Origin of the sequence: Chryseobacterium sp. POE27 (assembly GCF_039727685.1) — a bacterium.
In the GTDB taxonomy this organism is placed as follows: Bacteria; Bacteroidota; Bacteroidia; order Flavobacteriales; family Weeksellaceae; genus Chryseobacterium.
In genome coordinates, this window is sequence record NZ_CP152475.1 from 1674168 (window position 1) to 1687773 (window position 13606).

Consider the following 13606-nt stretch of genomic DNA (forward strand, 5'->3'; position numbering starts at 1 on the left):
TCGGACTTTGTATGATTCAACCTTAATTACAGGTGGATATGCTATTTTTTAACAGTCTTTTTTTACGGATTTTTGAACCTTTTTTTACAGCAGGTGATTTTCCGTTATAAAAGTTAGTATAAGCGTACTCCGCAGCTTTTTTAACATCAATAACTCCCCCGGCCTGAGAGAAATCTCCAAATCCTTCTGCGGTACTCGGATTGCTTGATTTCACTAAAGATTCAATAATCTGAGCAGGTGTAAGAGTTGGCATATAGGCCAATAGAATAGCCGCTGCACCCGCAACAACAGGAGAAGCCATAGAGGTTCCCTGTAGATATTTATATTCATTGTGAGGAACGGTAGAATAAATTTCATCGCCCGGAGCAAATACATTTACCATTTTTTTATTGTAATTGGAAAAGCTTGCTCTTAAGGCGTTGTTATCATTAGTACTTGCTCCCACCACCAAAACATTGTTTACAAATGGTTTTTCGTCAGTTACATTTTTGAAGTTTGTAGGATAAGCTAAATGTTCAGCCACATCTTCATTCTCATTACCCGCTGCTTTTACAAGTAAAACGCCTTTATCCTGTGCATATTTGAAAGCATCCCAAACTACATTTTTCCCCGGTGAAACGGGTTTTCCAAAACTCATATTAAGAATTTTAGCTCCGTTGTCTACAGCATAACGAATTGCATTGGCAACATCCTTATCTCTTTCGTCACCATTAGGAACAGTTCTTACAGACATGATCTTGGCTACTTTTGAAGCTACGCCATATTGTATTTCAGTTCCGTTTGGAAGTCCTGCAATAATTCCCGCAACGTGTGTTCCGTGCATGGCATCAGGACCTTCGTAATGGTTGTTTCCATAGTTTTTTTCTGAATAATCGTCATAATTATCACCTACGATTTCTTTTCTCGGATCATAATCAAGATTATACTGCTTTTCCTGCGGTCCAAAATAATCTAATGCCTCCTTCATTTGATCACGCATCATTTTTTCAAATTCAGCAGCGGATTTACCTTTAAATTCAGGACTCTGAGCAACCCTGCCAAGAACCTGTGCAGCCATAGCTTCTGTTTGGTCTGCAGGTTTTATTGAAGCAATATTTTCAGGAGTAACAGCTTTTCCGTTTAACAATTTTACCATTGTCGGAATCGCATCGTTAATCATTGTATAAGTCTGCAAACCTTGCTTTGCTTCTACACTTTTCTTAGTGAAAAGCTCTTTAGATTTCATATACATCGCAAATTCTTCCGGCATTTTAGCTTGGTTTGCTTTGTTTTTGGCAGAATCATCTCCTTCAAAAACAGGCTTGTATTTAGCAACAACACGCGTTACCTCCATGTTGTCAATGTCTATATCTCCGTTTTTTCCACCGATGAAATTCCATCCGTGAACATCATCGATGTATCCGTTTCCATCGTCATCTTTACCATTGCCCGGAACTTCATTAGGATTTGACCAGATATTGCTAACCAACCCAGGATGATCTACCTGAACACCACTGTCCAGAACACCTACAACAACCGTTTTAGGTTTAAGACCTTTCGATTCTAAATATTTATACGCGTTTCCAGTATTAACTCCATAAACTTTTGTAGCAGCGAAATCTTTATGATACCATGTCATAAGATCTTTATCCTTCATCGGATCAGCGCCTGCTTTAGCTTCCTGCGCATGCGAGAAGCCGAATCCCACTAAAAAAATAGCGGCTAATAATACCTTTTTCATGTTAGTATGATTGTTTAATATTTTTAATATAAGTAAGAGATTCAGGACCTTTGTTACAGATCAGGTCTAAAATTGACAAATCTCCTAAAAAACCTAATTTATCTGAAAATGTCTGATAATATTCTTCCATTTCAAATTCCGAAGGATTTTTTGCTGAAAACTTTTCTCTGAAACTAATTTCTTCGGGATTTCTGATGTATTCTGTATTCAAAGACCATGCCTTTTCAGTTTTAAGGATATTCTGAATAATTTCCAGTGCTTTAAGATTAAAATTAATCAGATTCTGTTCCTTTATCTCAAATATTTTTCTGATTTTATCTTCATAAAATTCAAAATAGGGAGAACTCTGATAGGCTGTTTTAATAGACTTCCAGTGAAGGTTTCTCCAGTCTTCGCGGTAAGAAATTTCAATATCTTTAAATTCTCTTTTACCATTATGGGAAATAGGTATTATTAAAGACAATTTTCCGTTTGCACCGTATATATTGGCTCTGTTTCTGTAGGTCTGCTTAGGGAAACTTTCAAACTGTTCAAATAAAATTTCGTTTTCAGGATTAAGAAATACCGAAAACCATGAAACCGGCGGTAAATAAAATACCGGTAGTAATATATTGTTCATACTTTAATTTTTTAGGATAAATAATTCTTCCCGTTATTTCACTTTCATCAATAAATCCCACATATCTTGAATCAAAACTTGCATTTCGATTGTCGCCAAGAAAAAAGACTTTTCCCGGAGGAATTGTTACTGGCCCGAAATTGTCTGCATTCCAGTTTTTATGATACATTTTAGCAATCTCCGGATCAGGATTGGGATTAATAAATCTCTCATAAAAGAAATTATCATTCAATTCGTTTTCACTTAGGTTAGTCAGGAAATAATCATTATCAAACTGATAAAATTCATTTTCTGATATTCCTTTTAACATCAAATCATTGACAAAAGCTCTGTCAATTTTATATAAATGTTTTAAATTAATTCCCGTTCTTGCTAACTTATTATTTACCAAAAGATTTCCATTTTTAATCTCAACCTTATCTCCTTCCGTTCCCACTAACCTTTGGACATAAACACCTTTACCAAATTCTTGCCTATCCTGATTGTAGGTCAGTAATTTAAATTTTTCATAAGGAAGGATATTTGTAATAATTACAAATGTGTTTTTTTTAATATTAGGTTCACCACCAGCCTGTGGTACATAAGCATATTGCAAAACCCCGGAGAGTTTTGCAATAATTAAAAGTGTTACAACAAAGCTTCCTGCGAGGAGAACTCTATTAAATATTTTATTTTTAAACATCAGATATTATAAATCGTCTTCTGTTTTTTTCTTTTTAAATAATTTAACGAAATATTCCCACCCAAAGAATAAAATAAGAATCATCGCTGCAATCCACCAGTACGAAGTTTTATTGGCTTCACCTGTATTGGTTGCTTTGAACATTCTGTCCCAACGGATTTTAAACGGTGCCTGATAAGATGAAGAATTATCGGCAAAAGCACCTTGTAAACTCATCCAGGTAAACATTGGTTTTCCTACAATATTTTCTTCAGGAACGAAACCAAAGAATCTCGCATCTAAAGAAGCATCTCTGTTGTCCCCGATCATCATATAATAATCCTGCTGAATGGTATATTGATTCGTTTCTTTTCCGTTGACGAAAATTTTTCCGTTTTTATTTTCTAAGCTGTTGTGCTCATATTTAGAAATAATCCATTTATATTCCGGTAAAGTCTCCTGATTAAGTGTGACAACATCACCTTTTTTAGGAATCCTTAGAGGTCCATACCAATCTTGATTCCAAGGTTTGTTGATTGGAAAAATTGACTGGGTAGTATCAATACTTTTTGTATAAGCTGTTTTGTCAGCATTTAATTTATAAGAAATTGTAGCAGAATCTTTAGGATAAATGTTTTCTTCCATGCTGATTACATTCGGAAGGGCTTTAATATCTTTAGCTGTCTTATCTGTAAGACCTTGGAATATATAAACAAATCCGCCGTTTTTTTCATCCTGCATTTCTCTTACAGGTAAGAATCCATAAGTATTGTATAAACTTGGAATATCTAACTGAGTTCCTGTATTAACGGTATAAGCATGCTGAATTTCCTGATCCCCTAAAACAGTTTCCGGTTTTCCATTCACGTAAAGTCTTCCGCCTCTCATCTTGAAAGTATCACCAGCAACGGCAACACATCTCTTTACGTAAGGATCTTTTCTGTCAATTGCCGTATGCACGGAGTCCTGTGGATAATTGAAAACAACTACGTCATGTCTCTGCGGTTTATTAAACTGCAAAATTCTTTCATAAGGCAGTTTTACAGCGTCTACATAAGATTTCGGATCATCTTTAGGATTACCTTTTTCACCGGTATCCATAATGGTTCCCTGCAGGAATGGTATAGCTAAAGGACGCATCGGTAGTCTGTAACCATAGCTCCATTTATTCACAAAAAGGAAGTCACCCACCAATAAAGTTCTTTCCATAGATCCTGTAGGAATTCCGAAAGGCTGCGTTACAAAAACGTGGATGATCGTTGCAAAGACTACGGCAAAAGTAACAGATCCGATGAAAGAGTCTTTCTTTTTTTCACTCTTTTCTTCATCTGTCAGGAATAATTCATTTTCATCTTCCAGCTCAACATCTTTGCTGTAGTTCACCGTTGCCATATAAATAAACGGGAGAATTACCGTAAGAAGTTTGTCTTTAAAAAGTATTTTCCCGAATTTTTTCATTAAATATAAATGAAACACCGACATCATGATTGGGCCTACTATCGGTAAATAAGACAAAATCGCCCACCATTTCGGATGTTTGGTTTCTTTTAAAACAATAAAATAATTGTAAAAAGGAATAAAAGCAAACAGAGGATTGTACCCAAGCTTTTTGAACAGTTTCCAGGTAGAAATCCCCATCAGTACAGACAAAATGAGAACGTAGACTGTATAAGTTAAAAAATAATTCATAAATTTTTGTGCCTAATCTATAATATAATTGATAAATGATGTTTGATAAATGATCTAAAACTCACAAAAGGTCACCATTCACTGTATTAGTCCGCAATGTAGGAATTTTGTTACAAACTAAAGCCCCAAAACATCCTGCATTGTGAAATTTCCTTTTTTATCTTTAATCCATTCTGCGGCGACTACCGCTCCTAATGCAAAACCATTTCTATTGAACGCCGTATGTTTAATTTCAATTTCATCTACATCACTTCTGTAAAACACACTGTGCGTTCCCGGAACCTCATCTTCACGGATGGCAAAAATCCCAAGCTGATTGTCCTGAGTTTCTTCCAATTTCCATGAGTTAAATTTCGGATTGTTTTTAAAAATGCCTTCCGCAATAGAAATTGCTGTTCCACTCGGTGCATCTTTTTTATGGATGTGATGAATTTCTTCTAGCTGACAAGAGTATTCATCCCTATTTTTCATCAAATCTGCAAGCTTTTCATTTAAAGCAAAAAACAAATTAACGCCTAAACTGAAATTAGAACCATATAAGAAAGCCGTCTCATTTTCAACGGCCAATTGCTCAATTTCAGGCTTTTTCTCAAGCCAGCCGGTTGTTCCGCAGATGACTGGAATCTTATTTTCAAGGCAGGCTTTAATGTTTTCATAAGCCACTTCCGGAAGCGAAAATTCAATGACAACATCCGCATTATTAAGATTTTCAGCAGTTGGAGTTTCTTTGAGTCTGGCAACCACTTCATGACCTCTTTTAGTGGCAATTTCATCGATGATTTTGCCCATTTTGCCGTATCCAACAAGTGCTATTTTCATATTTTATTTGTTTGTCTGCTTATATTTTTAACGCAAAGATCGCAAAGTTTTTGTTCAAAATCATCCTTCATATTTTCGTTAGCAAAGGCATTTCACTCAGCAAAGGCGTATTTATTAAAGCAGTTTTATATTTTTTATTAAAATTTATAACTTAAACTGATACCCGTTTTTGGAGGAGCAATTCCATACTGATCCTGAATGACAGCCGGACTGAATGACAGATCCGGGTCGTGACGGCTTTCATAGAGATGTGCATCGACAACAGCATCCACAATATTTAAAATATAGATTAATCCTGTAATGGCGATCGCATAATCCCGCTGCCTTTTGGCTCTGTCCTGAGCATTTCCTAAGGCAACTTTATCAAGCCAAGGATGTTCATCTACAAACTGATTGGGAGTTCCGTTGAGTTTAGCAATATAATATTCCCTGTATTTTTTGTATTGATTATCATTCCATACAGCGATACCTACACCGGCACCCACCGCACCCCATACGATGGGAACTTTCCAGTATTTTTTATTGTAGAATTGTCCTAATCCCGGCAGAACGGCAGAATAAAGTCCTGCTTTTGTAGGATTAAGCTTAAGCGTTTTATTGGTCGGTCCGTTCGCTCCTTCCAGGTCCGAAACTACATTTTCCGTTGTCTTCGTATTATTTTTTTCTACAGACACGCTATCCTTCGGATGATGTTCTACCCGGATTGTGTCATTGGGATTCACCTGAGAAAAGGCAATTACGGAAAGACACAGAAAAAATGTGAAAAGTAATTTTTTCATTTATTTAATATGAGATAAAATATATTCCAGCTCGTCTTCATTCTTGAAGTCCAGAACAATTTTACCTTTTTTTACCGTTTCCGGAGGTTTTGATTTCTACTTTTACATCCAGTAAATCCGCGATTGTTTTCTGAGCTCTTTTATAATTATTGGAAAGCTCGGCTTTTGCTCTTTTTGCCGCTACAGATTTCGGATTTTTCAACGCTGTAGCAGCCTGTTCGGTCTGACGGACATTCAGTTTTTCCTTAATGATGAGATCAAAAAGAATTTGCTGATGTTCTTCATTTTCAAGACTGATAATCGCTCTTCCGTGTCCCGCAGAAATCTCTCCGCTTCTGATCGCGTTTTGAATATCCGGATTTAATCTTAACAGCCTGATTGAATTGGTGATCGTACTTCTGTCTTTCCCTACTCTTTGGCTGAGGTTTTCCTGAGTAAGACCAATCTCATCCATCAATCGCTGATAAGTAAGCGCAATTTCAATCGCATCAAGATCTTCCCTCTGGATATTTTCAACAAGCGCCATCTCGAGAAGCTCTTGGTCATTTACCAGACGGATATAGGCAGGAATCGTCTCAAGACCAGCTATTTTACTCGCCCTGTATCGTCTTTCCCCTGATATGATTTCAAACTTCTCGCCATCTTTTCTTAAAGTAACAGGTTGTATTACCCCTAAGTTTTTGATAGACTGAGCTAGCTCATTCAATGCTTTTTCGTCAAAATAAGTTCTTGGCTGGGTTGGGTTTGGATAAATATCTTCCAAGGAAATTTCCACGATATTCCCTACAAACTTGTCTGCTCCTTCATCGGTTGCAGAATTGATCGTTGCTTTGGATTCAGCACTCAGAATAGCACCCAAACCACGTCCCATCGCTCTTTTTTTATCCTTCATATTTTTATAGCATGTAGCGTATCGCTATCGGCTTTTAATTCTTTACTAATTTTTCATTTTTCAACAAAACTTCCTCTGCAAGCTGAATATACTGAACCGCACCTTTACTTTCCGCATCGTAGTTCAGAATACTTTCACCAAAACTTGGCGCTTCACTTAATCGTACATTTCTGCTGATAATCGTTTCAAAAACCATCTCTGGGAAGTGCGCATTTACTTCTTCTACAACCTGATTAGACAATCTCAGTCTGCTGTCGTACATTGTAAGCAGTAAACCTTCGATATCAAGATCTTTATTGTGGATTTTCTGTACGTTTTTGATGGTATTGAGAAGCTTTCCAAGTCCTTCCAGTGCAAAATATTCACATTGAATCGGGATGATCACAGAATCTGCAGCGGTAAGTGCATTCACTGTAATAAGCCCTAAACTCGGCGCACAGTCGATAATAATATAGTCATAATCATCTCTTACGGGCTGCAGCGCTTTTTTCAGCATATATTCTCTGTCTTCCTTGTCAACCAGCTCGATTTCTGCCGCTACAAGGTCAATATGAGACGGAACAATGTCCAGATTAGGAGTTGCAGTCTGTTTGATACAGTTTTTTGTTTCAACACTGTGCTCCAAAAGGTTGTATGTAGAATACTGAACGTCATCAACTCCTAAACCTGAAGTTGCATTAGCTTGAGGATCAGCATCAATGATTAATATTTTCTTTTCCAATACCCCTAATGCCGCGGCTAAATTAACAGCTGTTGTTGTTTTTCCAACACCTCCTTTCTGATTAGCGATACCTATGATTTTTGCCATTCTTAGAACTTTAAGTTTCAAAAATACACATTTTTCCTTGCTATTAATGAACCGATAAAACGAAAAATGAGTTAAAATATTGTTAATAAGCCTTTTAACAATAAAAAAAATTATCCACAAAAAAAAATATTTGTGGATAACTGTTTAGATCTAATTTTATTTTTAATTATCGAACTTCATAGATATCGGGAATTTGAAGTAGCTTCTTACGGGTTGTCCGTTCACTTTGGCAGGTACCCATTTTCCTTTAATACTTCTGATTGTTCTCATCGCTTCACTGTTAAAATCAGCGTTTTTTCCATCGGCTTTGATGCCTGAAATTGTACCGTCTTTCTCAACAATAAAAGTAATTGTCGTTTTCATTACATCACCGGATTCAAATCCTGATCCATCGAAATTGTTCATTACCTTATTTCTGAATGAATCAAGTCCGCCCACGAAATTTGCTTCTACATCGACAACAGGAGCAATACCATTATTATCTACCGGCTTTACATCAGCTCTTGGCGGATTTGGTGTTGAAACCGGACCAGTGTGAATAGTAGGCGCTGTTGGTATATAACTAGGAGGAGCAGGATCTGCTTTAAAATTGTTGGTCAATCCAGCCACTGCGTCATCCGGAATTTTTTCAGTATTTGTGTCCGGAGCATTTCTGGATGGTGTTTTAACAGTACTGTCGTAAGTTCTCACCGCAGGTTGTGTGGTTTGAGGAATTGGTTGTGGCTTTGGAGGAATAATAACGTCATCAGGAATTACTGGGTCTTTAAGATTGATTTCAATCCCTCCATCTGATATTATTACCGGTTCACTTTTAAACGCATTGATTACAAGTGGTGTTAAAGAAACCGCAGCCAAAAAGCTTACTCCTATAAAAAGTGCTTTTGTTAAAATTTTATCCGATTCATTTCTTAGTACGTAGGCACCGTATTCTTTGTTGCGGTGCTCAAAAAGAACTTCATTAAAACGAAATTCCTGATTCTGATGCATGTGTTTCATCCTTATAAATATTTAATTGTTAAATTCAGATTATCAGTTTATCACTTTTAATCCATGGTTACTAATTTAACATCAAAATATTTGCCATAAATTTGTTAAAATTATACCATTTTAAAAATTTACATGATAATATTAAAATTTAACTATGTTCGAAATAATAAATTTATGAAACCATAATCAAAAGAGTATTCATAAAATTTTATTATCTAGTATCATTTATTTAATTATCAACTAATTCAAAAAAAAGACTGTCTGACGACAGCCTTAATGATAATTCTTAATAAAAAAATATTTTAGAATAATTCTTTTCTGATGATGTTCTGACTTCTTTCAGGACCAACAGAAACTAAATAAACATTGATTCCCAGATATTTTTCGATAAACTCAATGTATTTCTGAGCATTGTCAGGAAGCTCATCGTAGCTTCTTGCTTTCGTGATATCTTCTGTCCAGCCCGGAAGCTCTTCGTAAATTGCTTCGTAATCGTACAATTTTGTAGTAGAAGAAGTGAAATAATCAATAATTTTTCCGTCTTCCGTTTTATAATGGGTAGCGATTTTAATGGTATCGATTCCGGTAAGAACATCCAGCTTAGTAATTACTAAATTATTGATACCGTTAATCATACAGGCATGTTTTAAAGAAACAAGATCCAACCAGCCTGTTCTTCTAGGTCTACCTGTTGTCGCTCCGAACTCACCCCCGATCTGTCTGATTTTCTCTCCTAATTCATTGTCTAATTCAGATGGGAAAGGTCCGTTCCCAACTCTTGTACAGTATGCTTTTGCAACACCAATCAGATTCTGAAGGGAAGTCGGCGGGACTCCTGCTCCTGTACAGACACCGCCTGTTGACGGAGAAGATGAAGTTACGTACGGATACGTTCCGAAGTCGATATCAAGCATCAAAGCCTGCGCTCCTTCAAATAAAACATTTTTACCTTCCTGAATCGCTTCGTTTAATTCTAATTCCGTATCAACAATTCTGTCCTGAAGCTGTTTTCCGATCTCTACATATTCGTTGTACATTTCTTCAACGTCCAATGTCGGTTTTCCGAAATATTTTTCGAAAAGAGAATTCTTAATTTTTAAGTTTTTCTCGATTTTTTCTCTTAAGATCTCAGGGTTCAGAAGATCTACCATTCTGATTCCTACTCTTGCGATTTTATCTTCGTAACAAGGTCCGATCCCTTTTTTGGTAGTTCCGATCTGCGTTCCTCCATGTTCTTCCTCACGGTACGTATCCAAAAGAATATGGTAAGGCATGATGACATGCGCTCTTCTGCTGATAAAAATATGGTCTGTTCTCAGCCCTTTATTTTCTATCTGATTAACCTCCTTAATGAAAGATTTAGGGTTTACCACTACTCCGTTAGCAATGATACATTTCCCTTTGCACTGAAGAACTCCCGATGGAAGAAGGTGTAAAACGAATTTTTCATCCCCGACATACACCGTATGACCTGCGTTGTCTCCACCCTGGAAACGCACCACATAATCCGATTTTGCCGATAAAACATCCGTGATTTTTCCTTTACCTTCATCTCCATACTGAAGACCTACAACTACGTAAGTTGACATATTTTACTTTTATTTTAGATTCATGCAAAATTACTTTTAAAAAATTGGGTGGGCAAATTTGTAGTGGATTTTATTTTTGGGATGGGTGGAAATCATGTGGTTGAGAGGAACATTGAATTTATTTTATTGAAATTCCTACAAGAACTTCTGCATAGTTGTAAATATACTTTTTCAATAGTTTTTAAATATGAAGCAAGAAAATAAATAGAATTACAATGAAAATCAAACATCAACCCACAATATTTTTCTTTTTGAGATTAAATTTTTCATCTCTTTTTAATTCTATAATTGAAATAACAAAATTGCCTAAACTGAATCCAGGTAATGGTAATAAATTCATAATTCCGACAACGAGACAGCAAAAAGATAATAGTGACAACTGTCCACTAAAATCTTTAGGAACAGTACGAATTCTACCGATTTTTTTGTAACCTTTCTTTGGATTAATAAAATCATAGGCTCCTTTAGTATAAGTTTGGTAATTTTCTAAAACTTTTGTGAAACTAAATTTTTCTTTGGTTTGTTTTATATTCTGAATTTTACCTTCTTCTATACTAGGTGTAAATTTCACTTTTATTGGAGTTCCTTCGGACTGAATAATTTTCATAACATCAATATCCGTTATTTTTATTTCTTTATCCGTATTTTGTCTTTTTATTTTTATGATAGAATTGGGATTCAATAAAATCATATTAGTAATTTCAGATATTTTTTTGACATACTGATTATTAATTGAAATAATTTTATCACCATTTTCAAATCCTAATTCCTGCATAGTATTGCTAAATTCCAACCCGTAAATTGCATCTTTATTATCAATATAATAAGTTTTTGGAGCTAATAAATGAATTAAAAAAATTAGTAAAAATGCTGTAAAAAAATCAAAAAACAATCCTGATAATTTTAGGAATTGATTATTTTGTTTGTTTTTTGGACCCATTTGGGGGAAAGAGTTTCCTAAAATATGAAGCAAAATTGATAATATTATCATTGTGTTTTTATGAATTGTAGATTTGTTAAAGTAATATATATTAATTTTTCAAAAAGTGAAACCGCTTAGCAAAGAGCGGTTCAAAAATATTAAGAATTTTCTGCTTTGTCCAATTCTTCCAATATTTTATGGGAATATACCATAAAGTATTTATCGTTCAAAATAAAAGCTCCATTTTCATCACGTTTCTTATATTGTAGAATAAAATGATTATTCATATTCAAAGTTTTTACATTCACTTTATTTTAATCCTCCCAATCTTCAACGTAACCGTGTGGAGTGGCTGTAAATAAGACTTCGCCAGTTTCTGCGTCTACTGCAATAAAATGTGGAATAGGTTCAGTATAGCCTTCTATATCATAATTAATTACATAAATATTCCGTTCTTGTTCTTCATATTTTCCATAATTTATATATTTTTTTTCTTCATATATAATTTTTTCTTTTGTAACAATATATACATAACTCCTATTTCGTTTTTTAATGTATTCAATGGCATTTTCTAATGCTTGTTCTTTTGTTATCATTTTTGTTATTTTAAATTTATTATTGTATTAATATTTATGCCCTGTCTTTTTCTTGGTATACTTTTCAGATCAAACGGTAAAATTTCTTTAATAGGGTTACCAAGATTATCTGTTTTTCCTACTTTTCCATAATGCCAATTAATGTAATCTTCTGCATGCTTAAGTTCTTTTCTATTCAGATATTCTTGATATTCCACCATTTTATCATACACAAATTTTTCTCTCTCCACAAAAGATTTTTGCATAAATGCTTTCATCCCTATCTTCTGGCAATCCCGCATATGCATCAATTCGTGGAGGGTTTCGTAAACAGTGGCGTTTTCACGTAAAATCAATTTCATTTTTATTCCATCTGTAACGAACATTGCTGCATTATGAGCTTCCAACATTAAAGGATTTCCTGATTTAAGAAAGAATCCTTCTATTTCAAAAGCTCCGGCTCCTTTTCCAATTTGCAATTCTACTTTTAACTGTTTCAGATAACTTTCTATCTTTATAAAATCTGCATCATCAAGAATCTGCCCCAAATATTTCCCTCTTCTTAGTAGTGCAATTTCAACTCTCTTTGCACCCTTTCCTCCTCTCGCCAAAACATCATCAATCCACTTCGTAAAATTAGATAAAAGCTCAGCAAGTTTAGCAATACCTTTTATTATAGTAACGACCGTTACAATAATATCTATTGCCAAAATAAGATCCTCTCCTTCATTATGTTGTATTTGGTATTTATTAAGGTTAGGGTAGTGTTATCAAGATTATTTGTTTCAAAATAAAAAACTCCGAAGCATTTTTGCTCCGGAGTGTAAAACTTACTCTAGTCTTATTTCTCTATCTTTGTACTTTTCGTAATTATTTCTGATGTCTTCTGCTAATGTTTTCAATTATTCAAAATCATAGTTAAGTTCATCTCCTTGTAATTTAAATTCTCTAGTAAAATCAAAATAACTTTTGTAAAAGGCTACATTAAATGTTTTTATACCATTTTCTTCGTAGAGAATAAAATCCCATTGATGTTTCATTAATTCTTTTTTCATTATTTTAAATATTTAATCGTATAGTGAGTATTTTCGATTAATCTTATTATTTCCAACTACAATAAAAACTCCGAAGCGACAGACTTCGGAGAATTGATAATAAATTATTTCTTGATACGTTTGTTAAACTCTTTCCAATCAAACTCAAATCCTAAGTTTTTGGTAACATAATCAAATATTTCATCAAACTGAGGTTCGTGTTCCTTTGCAAAATCATACCATTCTTTAGAAAATTCCGAATATTCATCTGCAAAAGCCTCGCCTTGGGTTCTCATTCCTTTATGAGTACTCGCCAACCAATATTTCTTTTTCTCTTCTAAACTCATTTTTGGATAAGTTTCTTCCCAAAAATTTTTCCTAGAAGCTTCAACTTCTTCTATAAATTTATCAAAATCTGATTTCATAATATTTATTTTTCTATTAATTCAAAATAATGTTTACCACTAACTTCTTTATAATCTTTAATTTCAAATTTCCTTCCTCTTTGTAAC

At 34.5% G+C, this 13606-nt stretch carries 14 protein-coding genes and 1 pseudogene; all 15 read right to left on the minus strand.

Features of this window, described 5'->3' with window-relative positions:
- Positions 1-22: 22 nt before the first annotated feature.
- The 15 genes and pseudogenes from AAHI02_RS07885 to AAHI02_RS07955 all read right to left on the minus strand — a co-directional run bounded on the left by AAHI02_RS07885 (position 23) and on the right by AAHI02_RS07955 (position 13519).
- The gene (locus AAHI02_RS07885) at positions 23-1720 is read right to left on the minus strand and encodes a S8 family serine peptidase (RefSeq protein WP_346986166.1); all 1698 of its coding nucleotides are present in this window, start codon (positions 1718-1720) and stop codon (positions 23-25) included.
- 1 nt (position 1721) lies between these two features.
- Positions 1722-2339 (minus strand): WbqC family protein, encoded by a 618-nt coding sequence (locus tag AAHI02_RS07890; RefSeq protein ID WP_346986167.1) that lies wholly within the window; start codon positions 2337-2339, stop codon positions 1722-1724.
- On the minus strand, positions 2275-3021 hold the full coding sequence (gene lepB, locus AAHI02_RS07895; RefSeq protein ID WP_346986168.1) for a signal peptidase I: 747 nt from the start codon (positions 3019-3021) through the stop codon (positions 2275-2277). The genes AAHI02_RS07890 and lepB (AAHI02_RS07895) overlap by 65 nt, the downstream gene beginning before the upstream one ends.
- 6 nt (positions 3022-3027) lie before the next feature.
- Positions 3028-4689, minus strand: a complete 1662-nt coding sequence (gene lepB / locus AAHI02_RS07900) for a signal peptidase I (RefSeq protein ID WP_346986169.1) — start codon at positions 4687-4689, stop codon at positions 3028-3030.
- A 117-nt stretch (positions 4690-4806) separates the two neighbouring features.
- On the minus strand, positions 4807-5508 hold the full coding sequence (dapB, locus tag AAHI02_RS07905; RefSeq protein WP_346986170.1) for a 4-hydroxy-tetrahydrodipicolinate reductase: 702 nt from the start codon (positions 5506-5508) through the stop codon (positions 4807-4809).
- A gap of 137 nt (positions 5509-5645) precedes the next feature.
- A complete protein-coding gene (locus AAHI02_RS07910) occupies positions 5646-6287 on the minus strand; it encodes a DUF5683 domain-containing protein (protein WP_042721809.1) in 642 nt (213 codons plus the stop codon).
- Positions 6288-7179: pseudogene (locus tag AAHI02_RS07915) on the minus strand (ParB/RepB/Spo0J family partition protein).
- Positions 7180-7213: 34 nt separating this feature from the next.
- Positions 7214-7987 carry an AAA family ATPase gene (locus tag AAHI02_RS07920; RefSeq protein ID WP_346986171.1) on the minus strand — a complete coding sequence of 258 codons (774 nt, stop codon included), beginning with the start codon at positions 7985-7987 and terminating at the stop codon, positions 7214-7216.
- A gap of 162 nt (positions 7988-8149) precedes the next feature.
- Positions 8150-8983 carry an energy transducer TonB gene (locus tag AAHI02_RS07925; RefSeq protein WP_346986172.1) on the minus strand — a complete coding sequence of 278 codons (834 nt, stop codon included), beginning with the start codon at positions 8981-8983 and terminating at the stop codon, positions 8150-8152.
- A 293-nt stretch (positions 8984-9276) separates the two neighbouring features.
- A complete protein-coding gene (locus tag AAHI02_RS07930) occupies positions 9277-10563 on the minus strand; it encodes an adenylosuccinate synthase (protein ID WP_346986173.1) in 1287 nt (428 codons plus the stop codon).
- Positions 10564-10792: 229 nt separating this feature from the next.
- Complete coding sequence (locus AAHI02_RS07935) at positions 10793-11554, minus strand: hypothetical protein (RefSeq protein WP_346986174.1); 762 nt, start codon at positions 11552-11554, stop codon at positions 10793-10795.
- A gap of 245 nt (positions 11555-11799) precedes the next feature.
- Positions 11800-12081, minus strand: a complete 282-nt coding sequence (locus AAHI02_RS07940; RefSeq protein ID WP_346986175.1) for a hypothetical protein — start codon at positions 12079-12081, stop codon at positions 11800-11802.
- A gap of 5 nt (positions 12082-12086) precedes the next feature.
- Positions 12087-12770: a zincin-like metallopeptidase toxin domain-containing protein gene (locus AAHI02_RS07945; RefSeq protein WP_346986176.1), complete on the minus strand. Its 684-nt coding sequence runs from the start codon at positions 12768-12770 to the stop codon at positions 12087-12089.
- Between the two features lie 192 nt (positions 12771-12962).
- Positions 12963-13115, minus strand: coding sequence for a hypothetical protein (locus tag AAHI02_RS07950; RefSeq protein WP_346986177.1), 153 nt, complete (start codon positions 13113-13115; stop codon positions 12963-12965).
- A 104-nt stretch (positions 13116-13219) separates the two neighbouring features.
- Positions 13220-13519: a hypothetical protein gene (locus AAHI02_RS07955; RefSeq protein ID WP_346986178.1), complete on the minus strand. Its 300-nt coding sequence runs from the start codon at positions 13517-13519 to the stop codon at positions 13220-13222.
- Between the last annotated feature and the right edge of the window lie 87 nt (positions 13520-13606).